The 26267-nt window shown below is 65.3% G+C and carries 20 protein-coding genes and 1 pseudogene; 11 read left to right on the top strand and 10 right to left on the bottom strand.

Going from position 1 to position 26267, the window contains the following annotated elements; translation table 11 throughout:
* Positions 1-42: 42 nt before the first annotated feature.
* The 5 genes from JIP62_RS00775 to tipF form a co-directional block, all read right to left on the bottom strand.
* Positions 43-5544, bottom strand: a complete 5502-nt coding sequence (locus tag JIP62_RS00775; protein WP_201103075.1) for a hypothetical protein — start codon at positions 5542-5544, stop codon at positions 43-45.
* A gap of 131 nt (positions 5545-5675) precedes the next feature.
* Positions 5676-7343 carry an energy-dependent translational throttle protein EttA gene (gene ettA / locus JIP62_RS00780; RefSeq protein ID WP_201103076.1) on the bottom strand — a complete coding sequence of 556 codons (1668 nt, stop codon included), beginning with the start codon at positions 7341-7343 and terminating at the stop codon, positions 5676-5678.
* Between the two features lie 114 nt (positions 7344-7457).
* A complete protein-coding gene (locus JIP62_RS00785; RefSeq protein ID WP_201103077.1) occupies positions 7458-8243 on the bottom strand; it encodes an SDR family NAD(P)-dependent oxidoreductase in 786 nt (261 codons plus the stop codon).
* Positions 8236-8847: a TIGR02466 family protein gene (locus JIP62_RS00790; protein WP_201103078.1), complete on the bottom strand. Its 612-nt coding sequence runs from the start codon at positions 8845-8847 to the stop codon at positions 8236-8238. Before JIP62_RS00790 ends, JIP62_RS00785 begins: the two co-directional genes overlap by 8 nt.
* 2 nt (positions 8848-8849) lie before the next feature.
* Positions 8850-10124 carry a flagella assembly cyclic-di-GMP phosphodiesterase TipF gene (gene tipF, locus JIP62_RS00795; protein ID WP_201103079.1) on the bottom strand — a complete coding sequence of 425 codons (1275 nt, stop codon included), beginning with the start codon at positions 10122-10124 and terminating at the stop codon, positions 8850-8852.
* 109 nt (positions 10125-10233) lie between these two features.
* Here tipF and JIP62_RS00800 point away from each other — a divergent pair, with 109 nt between their 5' ends.
* Both JIP62_RS00800 and JIP62_RS00805 read left to right on the top strand, forming a co-directional pair.
* Positions 10234-11004 carry an SDR family NAD(P)-dependent oxidoreductase gene (locus JIP62_RS00800; RefSeq protein ID WP_201103080.1) on the top strand — a complete coding sequence of 257 codons (771 nt, stop codon included), beginning with the start codon at positions 10234-10236 and terminating at the stop codon, positions 11002-11004.
* A gap of 13 nt (positions 11005-11017) precedes the next feature.
* Positions 11018-11980, top strand: a complete 963-nt coding sequence (locus JIP62_RS00805) for a lysophospholipid acyltransferase family protein (RefSeq protein ID WP_230974804.1) — start codon at positions 11018-11020, stop codon at positions 11978-11980.
* Here the strand turns inward: JIP62_RS00805 and JIP62_RS00810 are convergent.
* From JIP62_RS00810 to xseA, 4 genes are all read right to left on the bottom strand, one after another.
* Positions 11938-12462, bottom strand: a complete 525-nt coding sequence (locus JIP62_RS00810) for a response regulator (RefSeq protein WP_201103082.1) — start codon at positions 12460-12462, stop codon at positions 11938-11940. The two genes, JIP62_RS00805 and JIP62_RS00810, sit on opposite strands and share 43 nt — an antisense overlap.
* Before the next feature lie 107 nt (positions 12463-12569).
* A complete protein-coding gene (locus tag JIP62_RS00815; RefSeq protein ID WP_201103083.1) occupies positions 12570-13430 on the bottom strand; it encodes a M23 family metallopeptidase in 861 nt (286 codons plus the stop codon).
* Positions 13427-13627 (bottom strand): DUF2093 domain-containing protein, encoded by a 201-nt coding sequence (locus JIP62_RS00820; protein WP_201103084.1) that lies wholly within the window; start codon positions 13625-13627, stop codon positions 13427-13429. The genes JIP62_RS00815 and JIP62_RS00820 overlap by 4 nt, the downstream gene beginning before the upstream one ends.
* Before the next feature lie 26 nt (positions 13628-13653).
* The gene (gene xseA / locus JIP62_RS00825) at positions 13654-15132 is read right to left on the bottom strand and encodes an exodeoxyribonuclease VII large subunit (RefSeq protein ID WP_201103085.1); all 1479 of its coding nucleotides are present in this window, start codon (positions 15130-15132) and stop codon (positions 13654-13656) included.
* A gap of 64 nt (positions 15133-15196) precedes the next feature.
* On the opposite strand from xseA, the gene JIP62_RS00830 reads away from it, so the two are divergent.
* The 3 genes from JIP62_RS00830 to purD all read left to right on the top strand — a co-directional run bounded on the left by JIP62_RS00830 (position 15197) and on the right by purD (position 17183).
* Positions 15197-15352, top strand: coding sequence for a hypothetical protein (locus tag JIP62_RS00830; protein WP_201103086.1), 156 nt, complete (start codon positions 15197-15199; stop codon positions 15350-15352).
* A 39-nt stretch (positions 15353-15391) separates the two neighbouring features.
* A complete protein-coding gene (locus tag JIP62_RS00835) occupies positions 15392-15829 on the top strand; it encodes a hypothetical protein (protein ID WP_201103087.1) in 438 nt (145 codons plus the stop codon).
* 79 nt (positions 15830-15908) lie between these two features.
* The gene (gene purD / locus JIP62_RS00840; RefSeq protein ID WP_201103088.1) at positions 15909-17183 is read left to right on the top strand and encodes a phosphoribosylamine--glycine ligase; all 1275 of its coding nucleotides are present in this window, start codon (positions 15909-15911) and stop codon (positions 17181-17183) included.
* Position 17184: 1 nt separating this feature from the next.
* Here the strand turns inward: purD and JIP62_RS00845 are convergent, their stop codons facing one another.
* Positions 17185-19455 (bottom strand): ATP-binding protein, encoded by a 2271-nt coding sequence (locus JIP62_RS00845; protein ID WP_230974805.1) that lies wholly within the window; start codon positions 19453-19455, stop codon positions 17185-17187.
* 194 nt (positions 19456-19649) lie between these two features.
* On the opposite strand from JIP62_RS00845, the gene JIP62_RS00850 reads away from it, so the two are divergent.
* The 6 genes and pseudogenes from JIP62_RS00850 (at position 19650) to phoB (ending at position 26246) form a co-directional block, all read left to right on the top strand.
* The gene (locus tag JIP62_RS00850) at positions 19650-21032 is read left to right on the top strand and encodes a sensor histidine kinase (RefSeq protein ID WP_201103090.1); all 1383 of its coding nucleotides are present in this window, start codon (positions 19650-19652) and stop codon (positions 21030-21032) included.
* Between the two features lie 139 nt (positions 21033-21171).
* A complete protein-coding gene (gene pstC / locus JIP62_RS00855) occupies positions 21172-22602 on the top strand; it encodes a phosphate ABC transporter permease subunit PstC (protein ID WP_201103091.1) in 1431 nt (476 codons plus the stop codon).
* The gene (pstA, locus tag JIP62_RS00860) at positions 22595-23884 is read left to right on the top strand and encodes a phosphate ABC transporter permease PstA (protein WP_201103092.1); all 1290 of its coding nucleotides are present in this window, start codon (positions 22595-22597) and stop codon (positions 23882-23884) included. The genes pstC and pstA overlap by 8 nt, the downstream gene beginning before the upstream one ends.
* Positions 23885-23888: 4 nt before the next feature.
* Complete coding sequence (pstB, locus tag JIP62_RS00865) at positions 23889-24797, top strand: phosphate ABC transporter ATP-binding protein PstB (RefSeq protein ID WP_201103093.1); 909 nt, start codon at positions 23889-23891, stop codon at positions 24795-24797.
* Positions 24798-24807: 10 nt separating this feature from the next.
* Entirely contained in the window at positions 24808-25530 is a 723-nt protein-coding gene (gene phoU, locus JIP62_RS00870) for a phosphate signaling complex protein PhoU (protein ID WP_201103094.1), read from the top strand.
* A 28-nt stretch (positions 25531-25558) separates the two neighbouring features.
* Positions 25559-26246 (top strand): annotated as a pseudogene (phoB, locus tag JIP62_RS00875) (phosphate regulon transcriptional regulator PhoB).
* The last annotated feature ends 21 nt before the right edge of the window (positions 26247-26267 follow it).

Consider the following 26267-nt stretch of genomic DNA (forward strand, 5'->3'; position numbering starts at 1 on the left):
TGAAAAGGCGGGGCCGATCGTCTTTTCAGGCTCTGAGCCGCCTCACGCCCACAGGTCGTGGCTGGTGTGCAGAACCAGACCTTCGTGGCCCAGATCCGGCTGAGCCATGCGGTGATCCAGGCCCGTACCGGTCAGTCCGAAGCGGCCGCCAACCGTCTCGCCGTCCAAAGTCGCGACCAGATCGACCAGAGTGTCGTCCTGCGCCCCGGGCAGGACCAGGGGTCCATCCAGCGAGACCTTGCCGGTCATGACCTCGGGCGCCACGCCCGGCAGGACCCAGGGGTCGGCACTGCCGTGACCCTTGCCGCCGCCCAGCAGGAAGCCATCGTCGGGGACGCCCGGCAGGACCAGGGGCGCGTCCGCATCGGCCTTGACCGTGCTCGAGACCTCGACCCGGCCGGGCAGAACCCAGGGGGCCGTGCCATCGGCGGTGCCACCCTTGTTGGTCTCCAGCAAGAAGCTGTCGTCAACGATGCCAGGCAGGATCAGCGGCCCTTCTGAGAGGTCGCTCTTGCCTTCGCCGCCGCTCGCCGCTGCGGGCTGTCCGGGCAGGATGAAGTGGGCGGCCGTCAGGCTGGCCATCGTCACGCCGTGCAGCACGATCAGATTGCCGCCGCCCAGGTCGATGGCACCGTCGTTGCCGACTTGGCTGAAGGCGGTCTGCAGCTGCGCAAAGCTGGTGAACTGGGAATAGGCGCTCAGGTCGATCCGGTCGCCTGCCGTCTGGAAGTCGCCGATCACATCCCCGCCAGAGGCCAAGTCGAACAGGAAGGTGTCGTTGCCGCCCTCGCCGAACAGCACGTCATTGCCGCCGCGTCCGTTGATGATGTCGTTTCCGGCCCCGCCCAGCAGATAGTTGCCCGAGGCATTGCCGCGCAGAATGTTGGCCAGTTCGTTACCGACGCCAAAGGCCGTGGTCCCCTCCAGCACCAGGTTCTCGACATGGGCGTACAGATAGACGCCGCCATTGGTCACCCGCACATCGGCATGGACCGTATCGATACCGCCGCCGGCCGCCTCGAACGTCAGGTCGTCGCCACTGTCGACCCAGTAGGTGTCACTGTCCGAACCGCCATCCATCAGGTCATAGTCACCCAGGCCGGAGTCGCCGCGCAGGACATCATTGCCCGCGCCCCCCACCAGGATGTCGGTGAAGAAGCCTGTGCCGCCGATCAGGGTGTCGTTGCCGTCCTCGCCATACAGGGCATCGGCGTCCGCGCCGCCGTTCAGCGTGTCTGCGCCCTGACCCCCGACCAGATAGTCGATCCCCGCATCGCCGTTCAGCACATCGGCGCCGTCCTGGCCGAACAGGCTGTCATTGCCCGCGCCGCCATTGACCGTGTCGTTGCCTGCCCCCGCGATCAGCAGGTTCTGTCCCTCGTTGCCGGTGATGACATTGGCCAGCTCATTGCCGACGCCAAAGATGTTCCCGGCGCCCGCTGCCAGGTTCAGATCTTCGATGTTCGCGTACAGATAAAAGCCGGTCGACGCCGTGACTGTGTCATGGCCGCCGTCGCTATTCTCAAAGATCAGATCCGCCGCCGTATCGACGACGTAGCGGTCATCGCCAAGACCGCCGGTCATGCTGTCGGCTCCACCTCTACCGTCCAACATATCCTCATAATCGGTGCCGATCAGGACGTCGGCAGCCTCGCTGCCGATCCGGTTGACGCCGATGCTGGGGGCCGGAACGAGGGGAGGGGTGGTCAAGGTGCGCACAAAGTTGGCGGCGCCGACTGTATGGGCCTGCACGCCCGCCAGCGTGAGCTGATCACCGCTTTGCAAGGTGATGACGCAATCGTTGCCGTTCTGGGTGATCGCTGAAATCAGCTGAAAGCCGACGTCGATGACGTCCTCTGACACATTGAAGTCCGTGATCGTGTCGCGGCCGTCACCGGCATAGAAGGCGAACCAGTCACGGCCCGCTCCGCCCGTCATGACGTCGGTGCCGGTGCCGCCGTTCAAGAGGTCGTCGCCATCGCCGCCCAGGACAGTATCGTTTCCGTCTCCGCCTTCGACCAGATCGCGCCCGCCGCGCCCCTCGACACGATCGTTCCCGCCGCCGCCCAGAATGATCTCGCTGCGGTCGTCGCCAATCAGAGTGTCTCCGCCATCGGTGCCATAGCGTTCGAACTCGAAGTTCGGCAGGGGCACCTCGTCCGGGACCAGCACGATGAAATCCGCGATGGAGGCGCGCGTCGTATAGTTGCCCTGGATGAAGATGGTGCCCTGTTCGCCGGTGAAATCCTGGGTCACCGAGATCACAACGCCGCCGCTGACCTGATTGACCGAATAGTCGCGATATCCTTCCAGCCGCAGCCGGTCGCCTCCGGCACCATCAAAGTCAGTGATGATGTCGTTGCGGCCGCCCGGTCGGAACAGGAAGGTGTCCGCGCCGGCACCGCCGGTCATCATGTCGTTGCCTTCGTCGCCGCTGATCGTGTCGTTGCCCGCGCCGCCGTCGATGATGTCCGAACCATTGCCGCCGATGATGACGTCTCCGCCGCCGCCACCGTTGATACGCTCGGCCAGGACCGTACCGACGATCCGCTCTCCGGCCGAGGTTCCCACGATCGGGGTTGCGGTCGGCTCGGCCGGACCGATCCGGATCGCCCCCATGACATCGGCCAGGCTGTTGATGCCGTTCAGGGTGATCTGCTGGCCGCCAGCCTGGATGATGATGTTTCGGAAATCCGCGAAGGTGGCGTTGAAGGAGGGGAAGCCTTCCAGCCGCAGGATATCGCCCTCGGCGACGTTGAAATCCAAAACCACCTCATTGCCGTCACCGGGCCGCACGATGAAGACATCGGCACCGGAGCCACCACTCAGCTGGTCGTTGCCACGTCCGCCCTCGATGACGTCGTTGCCGGCCCCACCCTCAATGATGTCTTCACCACCCAGACCGCGCAGGCGATCGTCGCCGTCATTACCGCGCAGCAAATCCGACACGTCCGACCCGTCCAGCTGGTCGGCGATCCCACTGCCTTCCTGGACCCGGAATCCCGGCGGCGACCCCAGCTGCAGGGCCGCCCGGACCTGGGTCGGGGTGGCGTTGGTGATGGTCAGCATGCCGCCGTCGGCGAAAATGATCCGCGTGTCAGCCAGATAGCCCTGGACGACAAAGCCGCCGGCATTTTCGCCCAGAACGCCGTTCAGGCGGATAGTGTCGCCTTCGCTGGCGGTGAAGTCGTGGATGGTGTCCGTGCCATCCCCGAGGGTATAGGTGAACACATCCGCGCCGGATCCACCCAGCAGGTCGTCGTCTCCCAGGCCGCCCGCCAGTCTGTCGTCGCCGTTCAGGCCGTGGATCACATCGTCGCCGCCCGTGCCGTTCAGAGTATCGGCAGCGTCCTGCCCCATAACCGGCAGGGGCCTGGCCTCGCCCATGCCCGGCGACATCGGCTCGGCCGGTGCCACGGGCCGGTCGGGCACCGGCTCTGCGGCGGCCAGGCCTTCCGCGCCGAACACCAGATTGGCCGAGGTCACCGCGGAGAGTGCCACCCCCTCCAGAAGGATCGATTCTGACGACGACAGGACGATCCGGACATCGGCACCGACCTGTTCGATAGACTGATAGGCCGTGTAGCCGGTGATGCGGATCACCTCGCCGCCCGCCGCATCGAAGTCCTTGATGACGTCCCGGCCATCGCCCGCTGTGAAGTGGAAGGTATCGCGTCCTTCGCCACCGGTCAGGACATCATTGCCGCCGCCGCCCGCCAGCAGGTCACTGCCCTCGTCTCCAGACAACTGGTCGACACCGGCCCCGCCGATGAGCATGTCATCGCCAGCGTTGCCGTGAACCCCGCCCAGCTGGGTGCCGCCGCGTCCGTCGTAAAGGTCATCACCCTCGCCCAGGGTGGTGGCCCCGGTGATCAGGCCGGTGTTGTAAAGTTCGTCGCGGCCTTGGGCGAAGATCACGTCACCGCGCAGTTCGCCGGAGTTGTAGAAGTGGTCGTTGTCCAGAACATACGGATTGATGCTGGCCTGCCCAGTGGCGCGAACGGCCGTCGTCGCCTCGATGATTCCGTCGTTGTAGATGAACGACAGGCCCTGGCCGCTGCCCAGCTCCAGGCCGACGCTGCCGTACTGGCCCGGGCCGACCGAAATGGTCCCGGTGTTGACGAAGACATCGACATGGTTGTCGACGACCACGCCGCGCCCAACCGTCTGGCCGGCGACTGTGATCGTTCCGCTGTTCCAGAAGGACACATCGCCATACAGCTCTACGCCGATGGCATAGAGTCCGGTCACCGCGATCGCCCCTTCGTTCACGACGCTGACCGAGCGGGCCTGGAACAGTGACAGACCCGTCGCGGCGTAGCTGGAGGTCACATCCAGGAGGCCAGCGTTGAAGATGTTGGTGGTGTCGTCATTGGACCCGACATAGCCATAGGCCGTGGATCCTTCGCCCTCGGCCGTGACGATGATGCGGCCCGTCGCCAGGTTGGCGACCCACGACAGGTGAGGCTGGCCATAGTCGGAATCGATCCGGATGGCGTTGGCACCGGCTGCGCCTGAAACCGTCACCAATCCGGCGTTGAACAGCGACGGCGAATAAACGCCTCCATTCACCAGGGTTCGGGCCATGTCCTGGGTCAGGATGAAGCCTTCGGCCAAACCTTCAGCCACGACCTGCTGGACCTCATCCGACTGGATCAGCACATCGCTGACAGCCCGGCGCGTATCCGGCAGCGAGGGCAGGGGGGCCAGGGGCTGAGCGGGTTCGGCCAGCGGTGCGGCATGGAATTCGAAACTGGCCGAAGTCAGAGTCGATGCGGTGACGCCGCGAAGCAGCAGGGTGTCCCCTCCTGACAGGACCACCAGGGTGTCGGCACCGACCTGCCGAAGTTCCTGATAGGCGGTATAGCCGTGCACGACCAACCGGTCCTGCCCGGCCTGGAAATCGGTCACGACGTCTTCGCCGTCGCCGATACTGAACACGATCCGGTCCGCCCCGGTGCCGCCGGTCAGGGTGTCGTTGCCGCGTCCGCCGATCAGGGTGTCGGCACCGCCGCCTCCGACCAGTGTGTCCTGGCCGCTGCGCCCCTCAAGAGTGTCGGCAGCCGCGCTGCCGGAGATCTGATCGGCAAAGGCGGAGCCGATGACCCTCTCGAACCCTTGGACCCGGTCCTGGCCCGCCGAGACCGCGGTCCCCTGAGCCAGGTCAACGCCCGCGCCGGTCAGGCTGGTTATGAAGGACAGGGTGTCGAAGCCAGCCCCTCCATCCAGGGTGTCCGAGCCGGAGCCGCCATCAATGAAATCGTCGCCGGCTCCGCCGACGATCACGTCGCGGCCGTCGCCCCCGAACAGATTGTCCGATCCCGCTCCACCAAACAGCAAGTCGTTCTCGGCCCCGCCATGGACCTGACCGTCATGGCGCCCGGCACTGCCGTCATAAATGTCCTGATCCGTGCCCAGGCTGGTGGTGCCGGTCAGGGTGGAGCGGTTGATGATGCGGATGGTGGCGGATCCGGTGGCCGTATCCTGCGGCTGATCCGGCACTTGCGGAACCGTCAGCGGCTCCGACACAGTCCGAATGCCCACGCCCGCTTGTCCCGGATTGCACATCACATTTCCCCCCGATCGGTTCACTCGATCGCGGGCTTACGATAGCGCGGTGATGTCGGGTCGAGAAGCCCACGCACCGTTGCCGATGCGTGGGATCAACGGGCGCTTTAGCGCCCGAACTTCTGGAACTTGATCCGGTGGGGGATCAGGCTGTCGGCACCCAGGCGGCGCTTCTTATCCTCTTCATAGGCTTCGAAGTTGCCTTCGAACCACTCGACGTGGCTGTCGCCTTCGAAGGCCAGGATGTGGGTCGCCAGGCGGTCCAGGAACCAGCGGTCGTGGCTGATCACCACGGCGCACCCGGCGAACTCCTCCAGCGCCTCTTCCAGGTTCTGCAGCGTCTCGATGTCCAGGTCGTTGGTCGGTTCGTCGAGCAGGATCAGATTGCCGCCCGAGGCCAAGGTCTTGGCCAGATGAACGCGATTGCGCTCACCACCCGACAGCTGACCGACCTTCTTCTGCTGGTCGCCGCCCTTGAAGTTGAAGGAGCCGACATAGGCCCGCGAGTTGATCTCGCGCTTGCCGACCATCATCACGTCGGTGCCGCCGCTGATTTCTTCCCAGATGGTCTTGTTGGGATCCAGGCTGTCGCGCGACTGGTCGACATAGGCCAGCTTGACCGTCTCGCCGACCCGGATGGTGCCGCCGTCCGGAGTTTCCTGGCCGGTGATCAGGCGGAACATGGTCGACTTGCCCGCGCCGTTCGGACCGATCACGCCGACAATGCCGTTGGGCGGCAGTTTGAACGTCAGATTGTCGAACAGCAGCTTGTCGCCATAGGACTTTTTCAGTCCCTCGACCTCCAGCACGACATTGCCCAGACGAGGGCCGGGCGGGATCTGGATGACCGCATGGGTCTGGGCCTGACGCGAGTTTTCCTGTTCAGCGACCATCCGCTCATAGGCGGCCAGACGAGCCTTCGACTTGGCCTGGCGGGCCTTCGCACCGGATCGCACCCATTCCAGTTCGCGGGTCAGGGCGCGCTGGCGGGCTTCGGACTCGGACTGCTCCTGCACCACCCGCTTCTGCTTGGCTTCGAGCCAGCTGGAATAGTTGCCCTCGTGCGGGTGACCCCGGCCACGGTCCAGCTCCAAGGTCCACTTGGTCACCTGGTCCAGGAAGTAGCGGTCGTGGGTGACCAGGATAACGCAGCCCGGGAAGGCCTCCAGGTGATGCTGCAGCCAGGCCACCGACTCGGCGTCGAGGTGGTTGGTCGGTTCGTCCATCAGCAGCATATCGGGCTTGGACAGCAACAGCCGGGCCAGGGCCACGCGGCGCTTTTCACCGCCCGACAGGTTTTCCACCGACCAATCGTCGGGCGGGCAACGCAGGGCGTCCATGGCCATTTCGATGCGGCTGTCGATGTCCCAGACATCGCCGGCATCGATCTTTTCCTGAAGGGCGGTCATCTCCTCCATCAGCTCGTCGGTATAGTTCTCGGCCATCTCGGCCGCGACGGCGTTGAAGCGGTTGACCCACTGCTTTTCTTCGCACCAGGCCTCCACGTTCTCACGGACGTTCAGCGCAGGGTCCAGGTGCGGTTCCTGTTCCAGATAGCCGCGCTTGATGCCGTCGGCGGCCTTGGCCTCGCCGCTGAACTCCTTGTCCAGACCGGCCATGATCTTCAGCAGGGTGGACTTACCCGAGCCGTTGACGCCCACAACGCCGATCTTGGCGTCGTTGTAGAAGCTCAGCCAGATGTTCTCGAAGATCTTCTTGCCGCCAGGAAAGGCCTTGGTCAGGCCCTGCATCTGGAAAATATATTGCTGCGCCATGAGGTGCGTCGCGCCCTTTGGTGATCGTGCGAAGAGGGAGGTAGGCGCGGGATGTAGCGACCGCGCGCCGGTTGGGCAAATCGCTAACGCGCGGGCAGGGCGGTTTGATGGCGGTTAGAGCGAGTAACCGCCGTCCACGACCAAGGCGGTACCTGTCATCGACCGTGCTGCGGGCGACAGCAGAAAGGCGATCTGGCCCGCGATCTCTTCCGGGCGGGCATAGTGGCCCAAGGGTGTGGCGACGGCCGCCAGGGCGTCGAACGCTGCCTGCTCGGACCCATGCTCGGCGATCATGTCGCGAAAGAACGCCATCTGGGTCCAGATCGGCGTCTGGACGCCACCCGGCAGGACGGCATTGACACGTATGCCACGCGCTGCGCCCTCCTTGGCGGCCACCTTGGCCAGCTGCAGGGCGGCGGCCTTTGATGCGCCATAGGCTCCGACCCCCGGCTCGGCCTTGATCGCCGAGGCAGAGGACACGACCACGGCGGCACCACTGTCCCGCAGCAAGCGCATACCGCTCCGCAGCGTCAGGAAGGCTCCGTCCAGATTGACCGACATGACGCGCCGCCAATCGGCGAACGAAAGTTCGGCGATCGGCCCACTGTCGCTGATGCCCGCATTGACGACGACGGTGTCCAGCCCTTTCCAGCGATGCTTGATACCCATCTCCAGCCCGTCCCAGGCCGCTTCGTCGGCGATGTCCTGGCGGCACAGCATCAAGGGAACGTCTCTGGCCTCCATCTCGGCCCCGATCGCGCCGAGACCGACTTCGTCCCGGTCGCTCAGGACTAGCGCGGTCGCTCCGTCGTCAGCCAGCTTGCGCACAGTCGCCAGACCGATGCCGGATGCGGCACCGGTAATCAGGGCCACGCCCGGATAGGACGCGACCTCAGGCATAGTTGAAGCTGATCGATAGTCGCTCGGCCTTGGCGGCATTGGGCGGGACTTCGTGGCGCAGCCAGCTTTCCCACATCAGCACCGTGCCAGCGCGCGGGGCCAGATAGACGAAGGGGCGTTCGGCCTCGGGCGCATCGGCGACGACGGCGGGGCGAGCCATCATCATAGGCAGGCGCGGATCCTCAAGCTTCAGCGCCGATGCACCGTCCGGCACCTCGACATAGACGGTGCCGCTCAGGAAGGCGTGGGGGTGGATATGGCCGGAATGGCCGCCGCCGGGCTTGAGGATGTTGACCCACAGATTGTCCAGCCGCGGTTTGCGCGCCAGGTCAAAGTTCAACGCCTTGGCATAGGCCAGGGCGTGGCGGTCCAGATGCCGTTTCAGCTCCGCAAACTCGGGCATCCGCTGGGGCAGGTCGTTGAGCGAGCCATAGGAGGTATAGCCGCGATATCCATGCGTCCGGCACCAGGCGCGCCCGGCACCGTCCTCGACCGACAGCATGCGGATGGCGTCGGCCAAGGCAGCGTTGAAGCCGTCGAAGCCCGGCGACTCCGCCAGCGAGGCCTCATAGACCTGGGTCACGAACAGGGGACGCAAACTCATGATCAGCCGAAGCGACGGCGCTGCTCGGCGCTACGCAGAGTGGAGCGCAGGAAGTCTGCGGGTGGGTCGGTCTCAGCCAGGACCTGTTCCTTGATGGCGCGCGGCTCTCCGAACAGGTGGCCCTGTCCCATGCCGACGTCCAGTTCCAGGATGTCGACGATCTGGCGCTCGCTCTCGCATTTCTCGGCGATCACCTCGACGCCATAGCGGCGCGTCAGGGCGGCGAAGTCGGCGGCCTGGATGTCGGGCATGGAGGCCAGGCGCGCGCCGCCGTCCAGATCCAGCAGTTGCTCGATCAGCAGCTCGGCCGCTACCTTGATGAACTTCACGTCCGAGCGCTGCAGGTCGGCGAAATCCAGGTCCAGGGTCTGAACCTTGTCGATCGAGAAGCGGAAGCCCAGATCGGCCAGCTTGGCCATATTGCGCGCCTCGACCGCGCCGCGTGCGTCAAAGGTGGCCTGACCCAGTTCGAAGATCAGGGCTTGGTTCAGGTCGCGATTCTCGCTGAGGAAATCCAGGAACTGGGGAAAGAAGGTCTCGTCGCCCAGGGACGACAGAGCGACGTTGCAGAACACCCCGACCTTGCGATCCTGACGCGCCAGGCGACGCACGATCTGGGCGCAACGGAACAGCAGCAGATTGTCGATCGCGGGCACCAAGCCCTCGCCCTCGGCGACCGACAGATATTCGGCAGGCATCATCACCCGATCGGTGGAGTCGCGCAGGCGGGTGAAGCTTTCATAGAAGACCGTCCGCCGCTGCGGCAGGCTGACCACGGGCTGGAGATACAGGTCGACGCGGTTCTCGCTGAGCGCATCATGGATGGTCTTCAGCAAGGCATTGGACTGGTCGATCCGGCGGGCCTCGTGCGGGCTGACGGTCGCGCGCGGCGCGGATGACAGACGCTCGTCGATGCTGGCGCTCATCTGCTGGATCAGGGTCTCCAGCATTCGCACTTCCCCGGTCAGGGTCTCGGTCCGCGACAGGGCACCGTTCTCGATGGCCGAAGCCAGCTCGGTCAGCGCGCCCTGGGTCGACTCCATGGCGTCAGCCAGCAGGCGGTGCGCCTCGCGGACCTGGGCGATCTCACGGCGCAGAGCCGCGGTCTGTCCGCGACTGGCCAGGAACAGGTGTACGGCGCCCAGCAGGCCCAGCGCCCCAAGGGTGGCAGCCACGCCTGACCCAGCCCCCAACCCCGCGCGCCACAGAAAGGCACCGACGGTCATGGCCAGGAACAGATAGCCGAAGAACAGAAAACTGGTGGTCAGCAGGCGCATGGGAACGGTCAGTCCGTCTTCCCGGATGGAATCGAGTCAGTATCAGGGTATCAGAGGCGCGCGGCTAGAGCGGCCGTCAAAGAAACACTCAGGGGAACAAGGGCAAGCCATGGAACTGTTCGATCTCAGCGGCAAGGTCGCCGTCATCACCGGCTCGTCGCGCGGAATCGGCAAGGCCGTCGCCGAACGGATGGCCGAGCATGGCGCGCGCGTCGTCATCTCGTCGCGCAAGGCTGGGCCCTGCGACGAGGTTGCGGCCGAAATCAATGCTCGCTTCGGCGAAGGCCGCGCGATCGCCATCCCCTGCAACATTGCCTCCAAGGAGGACCTGCAACGGCTGGTTGACGAGACGAACGCCGCCTTCGGCCAGATCGACATCCTGGTCTGCAATGCCGCTTCGAACCCCTACGCCGGGCCGATGGCGGGCATTTCGGACGATCAGTTCAACAAGATCCTTCAGAACAACGTCGTCTCCAACCACTGGCTGATCCAGATGGTCGCGCCTCAGATGCTGGAGCGTAAGGAAGGCTCGATCGTGATCGTCTCGTCGATCGGGGGCCTGCGCGGCAACGCCCTGATCGGCGCCTACAACGTCTCCAAGGCGGCCGACATGCAGCTGGCCCGCAATCTGGCGGTGGAGTGGGGGCCGTCGAACGTGCGGGTCAACTGTATCGCGCCGGGTCTGATCAAGACGGACTTTGCCAAATATCTCTGGGAGAATCCCGAGATCCTGAAAGTCGCCACCGACCCGGCCCCGCTGCGCCGCATCGGTCTGCCGGACGAGATCGCAGGGGCGGCGGTCTATCTGGCCGCGCCGGCTTCGACCTATATGACCGGCCAGACCCTGGTCGTGGATGGCGGGATCACCATTGCCTGGTGAGGGCGAAGCGACGATGCCTCGCGGCGCAGGGACCGACAGGGCAACAGAAGGCCGGTCCTGGCGCCAGGACGTAATCTGGCGCATCGAGGCGGTGGCCTTTGCCGGCTTCATCGGCCTGATGCGGCTGCTGGGGCTTGAGCGGGCTTCGGCCCTTGGTGGAGCTTTGTTGCGTACCCTGGGGCCCGTGACCGGCACCCATCGAACGGTCACGCGCAACCTGCGGATCGCCTTTCCCGACATGGACGCCGGGGCCCGGGAGGCTCTGGCCCGAGATGCCTGGGAGCAGACCGGCCGATCCTTTGCCGAAACGGCCGTTATGGATCAGCTCACGCCCGCCTCGGGACGCATCGAGATTGTGGGCGCCGAGCGACTGGCCGCCATCCGCGACAGTGGCCGTCCCGTCGTGTTCGTCTCGGGCCATCTGGCCAATTTCGAGGTGATGGCTGCCTGCATCATGGCGGCGGGCGTGAAGTGCCAGATCACCTATCGCCCGACCAACAATCCATATGTTGACCGTCAGGTGAGGGCGGCAAGGGCCCGGTATGGCGTCCAGCTGTTCGCGCCGAAAGGTGGGGACGGTGCGCGCGAGCTATTGGCCGGTCTGGGCCGCGGCGAGTCCGTCGCTCTGATGAACGATCAGAAGTTCAACGAGGGCCCCGAAGTCACCTTCTTCGATCAGCCGGTGAACGCCGCGCCGGGACCGACGCGTCTGGCCCTGCGTTTCGGAACCGTGCTGCAGCCTGTGTCGGTGGTGCGCCTTCCGGGTGTGCGTTTCCGCTTTGTCGTACATGATCCGATCGAGGTGGCTTCGACCGGCGACCGACCGGCGGACATCGTCCGCGGTGTTCAGGCTGTGACCCGCTTTGTCGAGGATCGGGTTCGCGAACATCCCGTCGACTGGTTCTGGGTGCACAAGCGATGGCCCGATCGCGTCTATGCCGCGCTGGACGCGCCCTCGGCGGCCGGCTCGACCTGATCGGTCGATCTGCGCATCGGTCCGCGATAGTGGGTGGTGTCGGTCCGTCGACGGCAGGGCCCAAAATAGCCCTCGGTCTTCACGAAGGGGCGAGGCCGATAGATCACGACATTGATCCGTTCCAGGATCGCCCGTGCGGTGATGGGTTTGACCACGAACTCCGTCACCCCCGCATCGCGTGCCTCGACCACCCGGCTTTTTTCGGAATGGCCCGTCATCATGACGATGGGCAGATACGGATTGCCGCTGTCAGGACTATTTCGGACCAGACGCGTGAACTCCACACCGTCCAGCGGGAACATGTTGAAGTCCACAATGGCCAAGTCGATCGGGTGATCCCGGAGGATTTCCAGCGCCGCAGAGCCATCCCCGCATTCGCGTATCTTGCGGATGCCAGCGGATTGCAGGATCGCAGAGGTGATGGCCCGCATATGCTGATTGTCATCAACCAGCAGGATTTGCAGCGACTGGAGCGTGGACATTTGCCGTTGCAGTACCGTTGACGAACAGCGCGCAACCTAGGGGCTGGATGGTTACCGGTCCATAACCAGAATTCCAGCTTATCACTGATTGTAAAAGGCTTCTCTGGTTAAGCTTGCACCATCAGAGACGGATCGATGTTCCGGTCTCGCCACTTCATGCGCCAGCACAGGTGTGGGCCGGTCGCTCGGCCGGTCATACCGACATGGCCCAAAATCTCGCCCTTCAGGACGCGGTGCCCGGCGGCGACCTCCAGATGCGACTGGTGCAGATAGGCCGTAATCACCCCCTGTCCGTGATCGATCAGGATCAGTCCGCCCTCGAAGTGCAGGTTCGGTTGCGCCAGGGTCACCAGGCCCGCAGCCGGCGCCCGGATCGGCGTGCCCTGTGGCGCGGCCATGTCGATGCCATAGTGGGGACGGGCAGGGGTGCCGTTCAGGATGCGCTGCGACCCCCATCGGCTGCTGACGCGAAAGGCATCCAGCGGCCAGGCAAAACCGGAACGGAAGTCGTCGGCATCGGTCCGGCTGGCGAATCCCTCGGTCTTCAGCGCCACCTCGCGCTCTATACGGGCCTGAAGCGAGGGATCGGTGGGATCGACCGTCGCGGCTGGCAGGCCATCGATCCGGCTGGACGGAAAGCTGCCCCGCGCGATGGCCAGGCTTCGGCGCAGCGACCGTTCTCCGGAGCGAACTTCAATCTCGACATGGGCCGGGGCGTCGCGATCGAAACCGACGAAGAACCAGCCGTCGGCCGAGGCGCTGGCCAGGGCTTCGCCATCCACGAAGATCAGGGCCCTGGGCCAGGTTCGGCCGATCGCGTGCCCGCCCTGAACGTATTGTCCGCGCAGTTCCAGGCCGAGGTCCTGGCGCGCCTGTCCGGGACCGGCCCCCAGCGAAACGGCCAGCGGTGATCCGACTGCCAGCGATCCGGCCGCCCCCAGGAACAGGCTGCGGCGCGCGATCCTCATGCCGGGGCGACCATCCGCTCTATCGCTTCCTTGGGACCCGCATAGGGCTCCTGACGCTCGGCAGACCAGTAGCGCAGGGTTTCCAGCGGAACAGGCTGCCCGGTGACGGCGCAGCGCACGAACCGGCCGGGTCGGAGAACGGCGAACTCGCCGTCGCCATAATGCAAGGTAGCTTCTTCGGATGCGGTCGGATTCATGGGACCAGCTTAATCGAAACGCCTGCTCAGAACAGGTCGCCCTGAGGGGTATCGACTGGCTTTGTTCGGGGTGTTGCCGCACGGACGCGGGCCTTTGCTGGTTCTGGCGAAGACGGTGAGACGTCTCCGCCATCGATCGTCGCGGCGCGATCGCCGTCCGCAAAGACCAGGCGCACCCGCTGGCCGGCTGACAGGCCCGCCGCCGCCGTGATCCAGCGCCCGTCCGCTTCGACGCGCGCGAAGCCGGGCTTGGGCCGCGAGGGATCCAGCCCGGTCAAGGCGCGTGACAGAGCAGACAGGGCATCGCCCGCCCGCTCCAGGCGACGTGGGACGATCCCATCCAGCCGGGCCGAGACTGCCTCGAGCCGCGCCTGACGTCGCTCAATCACACGATCCAGCAGGCTGCGGCCCAGTTGACCGCGGACGAGGGCCAGCCGTCGCTCGTGGACCGCCACATTGCGCGACAGCGCTGCGCCCAGACGGCTTGAGGTGTGGTCCAGTCGCTGCTGGGGCAGGGCCAGCAGGTCTTCTGGACGGGCAGGCAGTCCCCGCGCCACCGCCCGGTACCGCGTTCGGCGTTCCTCGATCAGTCGCCCGCCCGCCCGCGCCAGCCGCCGGTCCAGGTCGGCCAGACCCTCGCGCAGATCGGCCAGGACCGGCGTCGCCAACTCGGCTGCTCCGGTCGGGGTCGGGGCCCGTCGATCGGACACGAAGTCGATCAGGGTCGTGTCCGTCTCATGCCCCACGGCAGAGATGATCGGAACGCGGGCTGCGGCCACTGTGCGCGCCAGCCCCTCGTCGTTGAAACACCACAGATCCTCGACCGAGCCGCCGCCGCGCGCCACGATCACGACGTCCGGCCGGGGAATGGGACCGTCGGGCGACAGGGCGTCGAAACCCCGGATGGCAGCCGATATCTGGCCACAGGCGACCTCGCCCTGAACCACTACGGGCCAGACGACCACCCGGCATGGCCAGCGTTCTCCGATGCGGTGCAGGATGTCGCGGATCACGGCCCCGGTCGGACTTGTGATGACCCCGATCGTGCGGGGGTAGGCCGGAATCGGTCTTTTGCGGTCCGTCTCGAACAGCCCTTCGCCGCGAAGCTTGTCCTTCAGGCGCTCCAGTTGCGCCAGCAGGGCTCCCGCCCCGGCGGCCTCCATCGACTCGATCACGATCTGATAGGAGGATCGCGCCGGATAGCTGGTGATCTTGCCGGTGACGATCACCTCCAGCCCAGTTTCCGGCTGGACGCCGAGACCCCGGACGGCACCCTTCCAGATAACCCCGTCGATCGCCGCCTTATCGTCTTTGAGTGTCAGGTAAACGTGACCCGATGCGTGGCGATTGACCTTGGAAACCTCGCCCCTCAGCCGGACGTGGCCGAAGCGGTCCTCCAGCGTGCGCTTCAGGGCAAAGGACAGGTCCGAAACCGATAGCGGCGGGTTGTTGTCGCGTACCGGTTCGGCTGCGGGCGGTCCCTCAAAGGCATAGTCGTCGGTCATTCGGCCAGCCTAGCCAGACTCGGCGGCCACGGGAACGGGTCAACCCGCCATCCGTTGGTCGCCTATGGCTGATCCGATCGATACCGACCCGGGCGAACGCGACCCGCGCGAAGCCTCCCTGGCGCGTCGCAGCGGTACACCAGCCCTAAGTCCCTGGCTGGTGCTGGTCGGCATCGGCGTCCTTGCTGCCGGAGCCTTCGTCCTTTCGGCCTTGCTTTGACCTTCAGCGCATTGATTCCCCCTCATCCCAGAGTGACCTATGATCCGTTCTCTTCCCCTGACAGCCCTGGCTGTTCTTATCGCTGGCGTAGCGGCCTGTTCGGACCGCGATGACGACGTGGTTCAGGCCCCGGCACCGGGCCAGCCGCTCGCGCCGGTTTCCGAAACGCGAGCGGATGCGGCGACCCAACAGGCGGCCTTGGCTTTCGGCATGACCCGAAAGCAGTTGGAAGATGCCAATCTGGTGTCGCCTCAGCGCACAGACCTCGGGGATGTGGAGACCTTGATCCTGGACGCATCCGGCAGCGTCACCCACATCGTGATCGAGTTGGAGGGCCCCGGTGATCGCGAGGTTGTCGTGCCGATTGGGCAGCTGTCGTCCATCGTCCTGAACGATGCTGATCCCGATCTGACCACGACTTTGACCGCTGGCGAACTGGCTGGATTGCCTGTCTACGCCCCCACGACGGCGCGTTGACGCTGGCGGCGCTGCCTAGTCTGACGATTAACGCAGCGCCCGCTTGACCGGGCCGGTCAGGGCGGTCAATCAGCGGCTCATGAACATTCTGCTCGTCGGATCGGGGGGGCGCGAAGACGCCCTGGCCTGGAAGATTTCCCAGTCGCCGCTGCTCCGGCGCTTGGTTTGCGCGCCCGGCAATCCCGGGATTGGCCGCCATGCGGAGCTGAAAGATATCGCCGCCACCGACGCTCAGGGGCTGGCGGCCTTCGCTCGCGAGATGAAGGCGGATCTGGTGGTGGTGGGGCCTGAGAGTGCGCTGGCCGAAGGGCTGGCAGACCTGCTGGCCGCCAGCGGCGTTCCCTGCTTCGGCCCGACCCGTAAGGCGGCGCAGCTGGAGACCTCCAAGGCTTTTGCCAAGGCTTTCTTGGAACGTCATGAAATCCCGACGGCCGGCTATGGCGTCTATCGGACCGCCGCAGAAGCGCGTGAGGCGTTGGGCGTGTTCAAGCCGCCCTATGTGATCAAGGCGGATGGTTTGGCCGCCGGCAAGGGCGTCGCCATCAGTCCGGATCGGGCAGACGCCGAGGCCGAAATCGAGCGGATGCTGGGCGGTCGTTTCGGCTCGGCCGGGGCCCAACTGGTCATTGAGGAGTTCATGGCGGGTGAGGAGGGATCTCTCTTTGCCCTTTGCGACGGTCAGCGCGCAGTGCTGCTGGGGGGCGCCCAGGACCACAAGCGCGCCTTCGACGGCGACCTGGGACCCAATACCGGGGGCATGGGGGCGTATTCGCCGGCTCCGGTCTTTACGCCCGACCTTGTCCGTGCGGCCGATGAGCAGATTGTCCAGCCGACCATCCGGGCCATGGCCGCCGAAGGCGCCCCATATCGCGGTGTCCTCTACGCCGGCCTGATGGCAACTGATGATGGCCCGAAGGTAGTGGAGTTCAACGCCCGTTTCGGCGATCCGGAATGCCAGGTGCTGATGATGCGGATGGCGGGCGACATCGTGCCGCTGCTGCTGGCCTGCGCGCGCGGAGATGTCTCGCGCCTGGCCCCACCCGCCTTCAAGGACCAGACCGTGATCTGCGTGGTGCTGGCGGCCAAGGGCTATCCTGACAGTCCCCTGGAGGGGTCGATTATTCGTGGGGCCGATCAGGATTTCGGCCCGGACGTCATGGTTTTCCATGCTGGAACGCGGCGGCGCCCCGACGGTCAGCTGATTGCGGCGGGTGGTCGTGTCCTGAACATCTGCGCCCAGGGCGACGACATCGCCCAGGCGCGAGAACGCGCCTATGCCGCCGTCCGCCGCATCGACTGGCCGGGCGGCTTCTCGCGATCCGACATCGGCTGGCGCGCGATGGAGCCGCGCTAGCTCACGCTGCCAGCGCCATCGGACCCCTCATGCCAACCTGTCGAACCAGTTCCAGCAGGTCGGCAGCATTGAATGGCTTGGCCAGATGGCGGTCGGCACCGGCGGCGATGCCCGCTGCGATATGCTCCGGCATGGCGTTGGCGGTCAGCATCACGACAGGCGTGCGCTCCAAACCCTGTGACTGTTCGCACGCACGGATTTCCCGCGTCGCGGTCAGCCCGTCCATGACCGGCATCTGCATGTCCATCAGCACCAGGTCGAAGCCGCCCTGGCGATAGGCGTCGATCGCCTCGGCCCCGTTCTCGACCGACGTCAGTTCAACCGGGGCCTGGGCCAGCACCAGTTCGACGACCTTGCGGTTCGTCGGATGATCGTCGGCGAGCAGAACCCTCAGCGTCGGAACCACGTCACCCAGGCCGGGGCCTTCGTCATTGCCTGCCTCCGCGACGGGGGCTGCGACCGCGACCAACGGCACCGTCAGGATGAAGGCGGAGCCCCCACCGGGCTCGCTTTCGCAATCCAACTCTCCGCCCATCATCTCAGCCAACTGGCGGCAGATGGCCAGACCCAAGCCGGACCCGCCGAACTTGCGCGTGATGCCGCCATCGGCCTGTTCGAACCGACCGAACAGACGCTCGCGACAGGCTGCGTCGAAGCCGATGCCGGTATCTTCGATCGTGAACCGCAGCGTCGATCTTCCATCTCGCTCTGGTCCGGTCCCGGCGGTCAGGCTGATGAAGCCGGTCTCGGTAAACTTGACGGCGTTGGAGACCAGATTGGTCAGGATCTGCCTCAGACGAACCGCATCCCCCTCGACCCAGACCTGGGCCTCGGGCGCGATCTCGACAAAGAACTGCAGCCCTTTGGCCTCGGCCGAGGCCGCATAAAGCTGGGCACTCTCGCTGATGACCTTGCCCAGGTCGAAAGTCTCATGAGCCAGTTCCAATCGCCCTGATTCCACCCGCGCCAGATCCAGGATGTCGCTCAACAGGGTTTGAAGCGTGTGGCCCGACGATTGGATCAGATCCAGCATCTGTCGTTGGTCAGGACTGAGGTCTGTGGCGGCCAGGGCCTGGGCCACGCCGATGACGCCGTTGAGGGGCGTGCGGATTTCATGGCTCATATTGGCCAGGAACAGGCTCTTGGCCTTGTTGGCCGACTCCGCTGAATCGCGTGCCTCGGCCAGGGCCAAAGCGTCGCGCTTCAGATCGGTAATGTCGTTGACCACGGTCACCACGCCGCCGGCTGCGGTACGGCGGTCCTGGACCCTCAGCCACCGGTTGTCGCCGATTTGCTGTTCCAACGAATTGGACGCCTCTCGACGTGCAGCCATCCGTTCGGCCACCCATTCATCGGGACGGCCCAGAGCCTCGGTGTATAGATTTTTCTTGATGCCGATCCTCAGGATGTCGTCGAACGTCAGGCCGACCTTCAGATTGGACGCCAGTTCCGGATTAACCTCGGCATAGCGGCTGTTCCACAGCACCAGTCGGTCGTCAGCATCGTAGAAGCCCAGGCCATCGGGCATGGCTTCGATCGCTTCGCGGATCTGGTTCAGGGCACTGGATCGCGACCAATAGGTCATCAGACCGGCGATCGTTGCAGCGAGGATCAGAAAGGCGACAGCCCCCGCCACCGTCACCACGAGCGCCGATTGAGACAGCGCGTCCGCTTGCTGCACCCCCACGGTCATTGGGGACAGGGACATCGCACTCATGGCCAAAAAATGCAGTGAGCAGATGCTGAGCGCCACCAGGCCGACGGCGGCGGCTCCAGCCTTGCGGCCCCAACGATGCAGGACCAGCGCAGCCGACATGCCAAAGGCTAGTCCCGTGCCAAGAGCCACGGCAACCAAGCCGGGATCCCAGACAATCTGGCTGCCGACATTCAGCCCTGCCATGCCGGTAAAGTGCATGGCCGCCACGCCGCAAAAGCCTACGGCACCTGCCAGCAGTCGCCCGGCCAGGGAGCGGACGCAGAGGATCAGAGCGACCGCCAACCCCGCCGCCACAAAAATGATCACGAGCGAGGCCAGGGTCAGCCCCAGGTCGTACGTCACGGCCGGGCCGGCGTCATATCCGGTCATGGCCATGAAATGCGTGGCCCAGATGGCCAGCGCCGCTGTCGCTGCCGCCCCTGCGCCATGTACAGTGGCCGCCCGTCTTTCCCGTTTCAGCGTGGCCCGGATCAGCAGGTTGAGAGTGGTCGCCAGACCCCCCACGCAGACGAGACCCGCCAGCACGACCAGCCGCCAATCGTGCTGCATCGTCATGCAATACAGTATTGTCCGCACCTTCTGCGCGCTCCTCGATCTTCGCGTCGCACCATCACGCAGACATATGAATAAACCGTGGTCTGAGGAGCGCCGGGACAACGCATCCTCTGTCACAATTTCCGTGCGAACCTGTGAAATGACCCGAATCGGCGGCCGATCGGCCGAGGGCTAAACTGCTTTCCAGGAAATCGATGACAGACGTCCAGTCGCCTTCGCCCGTCGCGCCCAAGCCGTCCTCACGGCTGTGGACTGCCGGGGCCAGTGGCGGGATCGCGATCCTGATTCTGGTCGCTCTGGCGATTAACGACCCTGCTCATGCGCGCGAACTGCTGATGGGTGCCGCGCTGGTTGGCTTTACGACCTGGCTGGTCAATCGCACCGCGCCGACGGCCACCACGGCCGGGGGAGAGGCGATGGTCGATCTTCCGGATGCCGATCGCCGAACCGACGGTCTGCTGGAAGCCGTGTTCGAGGCGATCGACGACCCCATTCTGGTCATCAGCGGGGGCGAAGCGGACGACATCGCCGGTCGTCGCGTGGTGCTGGCCAACCGTGCCGCGCGCGATCTGCTGCGCATCCAGCGCGAAGGGGCCTTGCTGGTGTCGGTCATGCGTGATCCCGCAGTGCTGGAGGCCGTCGACGAAACGCTTTTCGGCGGCCTGTCCCGGGCCACTGACTATGCCGCTGCCGGGGTCCAGTCGCGGCACTGGCGCGCTCTGACCCGTCCACTGCCCGCGGCGGCTGGATCGTCGCTGGCCGTGCTGGTCCTGCGTGACGAAACGGATGTGCGCCGGATGGAGCTGATGCGCGTCGACTTTCTGGCCAATGCCAGCCATGAACTTCGGACGCCGCTTGCCTCTCTGTCCGGCTTCATCGAGACGTTGAAAGGCCACGCGCGCGACGATCCGAAAGCCCGCGACCGGTTCCTGGACATCATGGCGGCCCAGGCCGACCGAATGACCCGTCTTGTGGGTGACTTGCTGTCACTCAGCCGCATCGAGTTGAATGAGCATATTCCCCCTGCCGGCCGGGTCGACTTGGCACGTGCCGCCAGCGACGTCGTCGATGCGCTCAGCGTTCTGTCGCAGGAGCGCGGTGTGGCGATCGCCATCGAAGACGGCGCTGCGCCTGCTGCCATTACGGGCGACCGAGACGAGATCGTTCAGGTGGTACAGAACCTGATCGACAACGGCATCAAATACTCGTCTGCAGGCCAGGTGATCGAGGTTACCGTGCGCCGCGACGTTTCGCTGGAAACGGCGATGTCCGCCTGGATCGAGGGGGCCAATCGACTGCCGTTGCTGACGCCGGACCGGCAGGCGGGGGCCCGCTATGTCGCCGTCACCGTGCGCGATCATGGGCCGGGCATGGCGCGTGAGCATCTGCCGCGCCTGACGGAACGCTTCTATCGCGTCGAGGGCCAGAAAAGCGGTGAGCGTTCCGGGACCGGCCTGGGTCTGGCCATCGTCAAGCACATCGTGAACCGGCACCGGGGCGGGCTGTCGGTCGAAAGCCTGCCGGGGCAGGGCGCGGCCTTTACGGCCTATTTCCCCGTCGCGCCGGAGCGTGTCTGAGCGAAAGGCGACAGCGGGCTGGACGACGTAACAGAACTGTCACGGGCCCGTCGTAATCCGCCAACCAATAAAGGGCAGGTTCCGCCGCGGATCAGACCGGACTTTCCGGCGCGCTCCGATTCTGTATTTCCGGGGCCCGATGAGCTGGACCTTCCTGCCGATCGTGATCGTTCTGGCCGTGATCGCCTTCATCGGCGGCCGGGCTGTCGCCGCACGCCGGGCGCGTGTGACGAAGGCGCATTCGCGTCCTGAACAGCATGGCCTTTACGCCCTGATCTGGGTCGCATTCCCCGCACTCGTTGTGCTGCTTCTGGTGGCGATGTTTGCCGGCAGCCTTGAACAGCGCCTGCTGGCCGCCGGTGCTCCGGCCGAGGTCACTGCCCTGGAGCCGATCCGCGAAGAGGCCTTCTTTGCCGATGCTCGGCGCCTGGGCGCCGGCCAGCGCACCCAACAAGCCTGGGAGCAGCCGTTCGCCGAACTGCTGCCTGTCGAGGGCGTCCGCGCCGCTCGCATCGCTCAGACTGTGGATTTCGCCGGTGTCGTCGCCGCCCTCTTGGCCGCGGCTCTTGGCGGCCTGTTTGTATTCAGCCAGATCCGCCCTGACATGCGCGCCCGCAACCGGGTCGAAGGCTGGGTGGTCGGCATCCTGTTCACCTGTTCGGCCTTGGCCGTCCTGACCACCGTCGGCATCATCGCCTCACTTCTGTTCGACGCGACCCGCTTCTTTGCCGCCGTGCCGATCCAGGAGTTCCTGTTCGGTACGCAATGGAGCCCCCAGATCGCGATCCGCGCAGACCAGGTGGGCTCGTCCGGTGCATTCGGGGCCCTGCCGCTGTTCGCGGGGACCTTCCTGATCATGCTGATCGCCATGGCCGTGGCCGCGCCGATCGGCCTGTTCGCGGCCATCTATCTGTCGGAATATGCCGGTCGCACTTCACGCGCCGTGATCAAGCCTGTGCTGGAGATCCTCGCAGGGGTTCCGACCGTCGTTTACGGCTTCTTCGCCGCCCTGACCGTGGGCCCGGCTTTCCGCGAGATGTTCAACGGCCTGGGGGCCCTGCTGGTCGGCGGCCCGCTGGACGGGATCGGTCAATACCTGCTGCTCGTGCAGAATCAGATGGCTCTGGTGGCCGGTGCCGTAATGGGAATCATGCTGATCCCGTTCGTTTCATCGCTTTCCGACGACATCATCAATGCCGTGCCGCAGTCCTTGCGGGACGGATCCTTTGCGATGGGGGCGACCAAGTCGGAAACGGTGAAGCGTGTGCTGTTGCCTGCCGCCCTGCCGGGCGTCGCCGGAGCCATGCTGCTGGCCATGTCGCGGGCAATTGGCGAGACCATGATCGTGACCATGGCGGCTGGCCTGGCGGCGCGGCTGACCCTGAACCCGCTGGATACCGTCACCACTGTCACCGTCCAGATCGTGACCCTGCTGACCGGAGACCAGGAGTTCGACAGTCCCAAGACCCTTGCCGCTTTTGGCCTGGGCCTGACTCTGTTTGTCGTGACCCTGATGCTGAACATCGTGGCCCAGAAGATCGTCCAGACCTATCGGCAGCAATATGACTGACGCGGCCCACGACATGGTGGCGAAGCGCGCCGAACGGCTTCAGGCCGGTCTGAAGCAGCGCTATGCCAAGGAGCGGCGCTTCAAGCTTTACGGCATACTGGCCGTTGGCGTGGCTGTTGCCTTCCTGCTGCTCCTGCTCGGTCGCATCGTCGAGCAGGGCTACACGGCCTTCTATGCCCACTCGACCACGGTTCCGATTTATATGGACCCCGAGCGGGTCGACCGCGCCTATCCGGCCGGCACCAACTTCAACCTGATGGTCGCCGAGCAGCAACTGGCTCGTTTCGGTATCGCGGACGATGCCCAGGGCACCAAGGCGACCGAGATGCGGGGCCTGTTCTCGTCGGAGCTCAAGTTTCAGGCCGCCGACCGCATCAAGGCCGATCCTTCGCTGATCGGCAAGACTGTCCCGATCACCGCCCCGCTGTCGGACGATGCGGACCTGTATTTCAAGGGCAAGATTTCGCGCGACACACCCGCCGATCAGCGCCGCCTCAGCGACGAGCAGATCGACTGGCTGGACCGCCTGCAGGCCGAGGGCCTGGTCCGCAGCCACTTCAACGGTGGCCTGTTCACGAAGGGCGATTCGACTGAGCCGGAACTGGCTGGTGTCCTGGGCGCGCTCGTCGGCTCGGCCCTGATGCTGGCCGTGACGGCCTTGCTGGCTATTCCGATCGGCGTTGCGGCGGCGGTCTATCTGGAAGAGTTTTCCCCTCGCAACCGCATCAGCGCCCTGATCGAGGTCAATATCAACAACCTCGCTGCCGTGCCGTCCATCGTTTACGGCCTGTTGGGCCTGGCGCTGTTCATCAACTGGATGCACTTGCCGCGATCTTCGCCCCTGGTCGGGGGTCTGGTCCTGGCGCTGATGGCTCTGCCCACGATCATCATCGCCACCCGCTCGTCGCTGAAGGCCGTGCCCCCCTCGATCCGCGAGGCGGCCCTGGCCATGGGAGCGTCCAAGACCCAAACCGTGTTCCAGCATGTTCTGCCGCTGGCCATGCCCGGCGTGATGACCGGTGCCATCATCTCCATGGCCCACGCCCTGGGCGAGACCGCGCCCCTGCTGCTGATCGGCATGGTGAGTTTCGTGCCGGGCGTGCCGACCGGCTTCGACCAGCCGACCGGCGCTCTGCCGTCGCTGATCTACATCTGGGAGAATGCCTCCGAACGCGCGTTCCACGAACGCACGGCGGCGGCCATCCTGGTTCTCCTCGCCTTTATGATCGTCATGAACGCCGCCGCCATTGTGCTGCGCCGGCGCTTCGAACGCCGGTGGTAAGACAATGAAGTTCCGTATCTTCCGTGCTCCGGACGGCCAGGGCGAGGGCTCCGGCACGCCCCCCGTCAAGACCCGTGACGAGGTCGTCGTGACCGCTAACGAGCCGACCCTGTCGCGCACGCCGCAAGCCACGGCCGGTGCCGGTGGGCCGGTGGGTCCGACCAAGATCGCGGCCCGCGACGTGTCGGTCTTCTATGGCGACAAGCAGGCGCTATACGACGTCTCTCTGGACGTTCCGGACAAGTCGGTCACGGCGCTGATCGGTCCGTCCGGTTGTGGCAAGTCGACCTTCCTGCGGACGATGAACCGCATGAATGACACGATCGACGGCGCCAAGGTGACCGGCCGGATCGAGATGGACGGCGACGATATCAACGCCCGCAGCATCGACCCCGTCCTGCTGCGTGCCCGTGTCGGTATGGTGTTCCAGAAGCCGAACCCTTTTCCGAAGTCCATCTATGAGAATGTCGCCTATGGTCCCAAAATCCATGGCCTGACGACGTCCAAGGCCGAGATGGATCAGGTGGTCGAGGCGTCGCTGCGCCGCGCAGGCCTGTGGGACGAGGTTGCCGACCGGCTGCATTCAGCCGGTACAGGGCTGTCTGGCGGCCAGCAGCAGCGTCTGGTCATCGCCCGCGCGATCGCCGTCAATCCTGAAGTCATCCTGATGGACGAGCCCTGCTCGGCGCTGGATCCCATCGCCACGGCCAAGATCGAGGAACTGATCGACGAACTGCGCGAGCGCTACTGCATCGTCATCGTCACCCACTCCATGGCCCAGGCCGCCCGGGTCAGCCAGCGCACCGCCTTCTTCCACATGGGGCGTCTGGTAGAGACCGGCGGGACCGAGGAAATCTTCACGAATCCCAAGGATCGGCGCACACTCGACTACATCACCGGTCGTTTCGGATAGGGCTGGCTGAATGAACACCCATACCGTCAAGGCTTATGGCGACGAACTGAACCAGCTGACGGCCGAGGTCGCCCGCATGGGCGGGCTCGCCGAAGCCCAGGTGGCTGATGCGGTGGAGTCCGTGGGTCGACGCGACGTCGCCCTGGCCCGTGCCGTGGTCGAGCGCGATGTCAGGCTGGACGCCATGCATCGCGAAATCGAGAAGAAGGCGATCCGGCTTATCGCTCTGCGCCAGCCCGTCGCCACCGATCTGCGCAAGACTCTGTCGGCCATGAAGCTGGCCGTCGACCTGGAGCGGACCGGCGACCTGGCCAAGAACATCGCCAAGCGCGCCTTGATCCTGGCTGAAAGCGATCCGATGCAGCCCCTGACCCGTTCGATCGAGCGGATGGGCTGGCTGGTGTCGACACGTCTTCGCGATGTGCTGGATGCCTATACCGCCTCGGAGCTGGACCGGGCCGTCGCCGTATGGACCTCTGACGACGAGGTCGATGAGCATTACAACGCCATGTTCCGCGAACTGTTGACCTATATGATGGGCGACCCGCGCACGATCACGGCCTGCACTCATCTGCTCTTTATGGCCAAAAACCTGGAGCGCATCGGCGACCACGCGACCAATATCGCCGAGACCATCCACTATGAGATCACCGGCGACGAGATGATCGGCGAGCGCCCCCGCTGGGCACCCGGTCCCGATGCCGACAAGCCGCTTTCGGCACCCGCCGCCTGACTGACGCACACCGACCGGAGAGCCCGCCGTGCAGCCCTATGTTCTGGTGATGGAAGACGAGGACGCGTTGGCTACGCTCCTCCAGTACAATCTGGAGAAGGAAGGCTATCGCGTCGTGATCGCCGGGGACGGCGAAGAGGGCCTGGTTCAGATCGACGAACGCCTGCCCGACCTGGTTCTGCTGGACTGGATGCTGCCCAAGGTGTCGGGCATCGAGGTCTGCCGTCGCATCCGCGGCCGGCCCGAGACGCGCAATCTGCCCATCATCATGCTGACCGCGCGGGGGGAGGAGACCGACCGCGTGCGCGGCCTGGACACCGGGGCAGACGACTATCTGACCAAGCCCTTTTCGATGACCGAGCTGATCGCCCGCATCCGCGCGGTGCTGCGCCGCATCCGTCCGGGACTGGCGGACGACCGGATCAATCACGGCGACATCATCATCGACCGCGTCGCCCACCGTGTCCGCCGCAACGGCAAGGAAGTCCACCTGGGTCCGACCGAGTTTCGTCTGCTGGATCACTTCATGCAGCACCCCGGCCGGGTCTTCAGCCGTGAGCAACTGCTGGATGCGGTCTGGGGCAGCGACGTCTATGTCGAGGCCCGCACCGTCGACGTCCACGTCGGCCGCCTGCGCAAGGCCCTCAGCGTCGAGGACCGTCAACCCCATCCGCACCGTCCGCTCGGCCGGCTATTCGCTGGATCTGGACGGATAAGGTGGGTGAAAGCGACCTTTC

Origin of the sequence: Brevundimonas vitisensis, assembly GCF_016656965.1 — a bacterium.
GTDB lineage: Bacteria > Pseudomonadota > Alphaproteobacteria > Caulobacterales > Caulobacteraceae > Brevundimonas > Brevundimonas vitisensis.

What these genes read in the sequence shown, in the direction of transcription:
- ettA (WP_201103076.1), bottom strand. Translation starts at nt 7,343, where the DNA reads ATGGCGCAGCAATATATTTTCCAGATGCAGGGCCTGACCAAGGCCTTT.
- JIP62_RS00785 (WP_201103077.1), bottom strand. Translation starts at nt 8,243, where the DNA reads ATGCCTGAGGTCGCGTCCTATCCGGGCGTGGCCCTGATTACCGGTGCC.
- JIP62_RS00790 (WP_201103078.1), bottom strand. Translation starts at nt 8,847, where the DNA reads ATGAGTTTGCGTCCCCTGTTCGTGACCCAGGTCTATGAGGCCTCGCTG.
- tipF (WP_201103079.1), bottom strand. Translation starts at nt 10,124, where the DNA reads ATGCGCCTGCTGACCACCAGTTTTCTGTTCTTCGGCTATCTGTTCCTG.
- JIP62_RS00800 (WP_201103080.1), top strand. Translation starts at nt 10,234, where the DNA reads ATGGAACTGTTCGATCTCAGCGGCAAGGTCGCCGTCATCACCGGCTCG.
- JIP62_RS00805 (WP_230974804.1), top strand. Translation starts at nt 11,018, where the DNA reads ATGCCTCGCGGCGCAGGGACCGACAGGGCAACAGAAGGCCGGTCCTGG.
- JIP62_RS00810 (WP_201103082.1), bottom strand. Translation starts at nt 12,462, where the DNA reads ATGTCCACGCTCCAGTCGCTGCAAATCCTGCTGGTTGATGACAATCAG.
- JIP62_RS00815 (WP_201103083.1), bottom strand. Translation starts at nt 13,430, where the DNA reads ATGAGGATCGCGCGCCGCAGCCTGTTCCTGGGGGCGGCCGGATCGCTG.
- JIP62_RS00820 (WP_201103084.1), bottom strand. Translation starts at nt 13,627, where the DNA reads ATGAATCCGACCGCATCCGAAGAAGCTACCTTGCATTATGGCGACGGC.
- xseA (WP_201103085.1), bottom strand. Translation starts at nt 15,132, where the DNA reads ATGACCGACGACTATGCCTTTGAGGGACCGCCCGCAGCCGAACCGGTA.
- JIP62_RS00830 (WP_201103086.1), top strand. Translation starts at nt 15,197, where the DNA reads ATGGCTGATCCGATCGATACCGACCCGGGCGAACGCGACCCGCGCGAA.
- JIP62_RS00835 (WP_201103087.1), top strand. Translation starts at nt 15,392, where the DNA reads ATGATCCGTTCTCTTCCCCTGACAGCCCTGGCTGTTCTTATCGCTGGC.
- purD (WP_201103088.1), top strand. Translation starts at nt 15,909, where the DNA reads ATGAACATTCTGCTCGTCGGATCGGGGGGGCGCGAAGACGCCCTGGCC.
- JIP62_RS00845 (WP_230974805.1), bottom strand. Translation starts at nt 19,455, where the DNA reads ATGACGATGCAGCACGATTGGCGGCTGGTCGTGCTGGCGGGTCTCGTC.
- JIP62_RS00850 (WP_201103090.1), top strand. Translation starts at nt 19,650, where the DNA reads ATGACAGACGTCCAGTCGCCTTCGCCCGTCGCGCCCAAGCCGTCCTCA.
- pstC (WP_201103091.1), top strand. Translation starts at nt 21,172, where the DNA reads ATGAGCTGGACCTTCCTGCCGATCGTGATCGTTCTGGCCGTGATCGCC.
- pstA (WP_201103092.1), top strand. Translation starts at nt 22,595, where the DNA reads ATGACTGACGCGGCCCACGACATGGTGGCGAAGCGCGCCGAACGGCTT.
- pstB (WP_201103093.1), top strand. Translation starts at nt 23,889, where the DNA reads ATGAAGTTCCGTATCTTCCGTGCTCCGGACGGCCAGGGCGAGGGCTCC.
- phoU (WP_201103094.1), top strand. Translation starts at nt 24,808, where the DNA reads ATGAACACCCATACCGTCAAGGCTTATGGCGACGAACTGAACCAGCTG.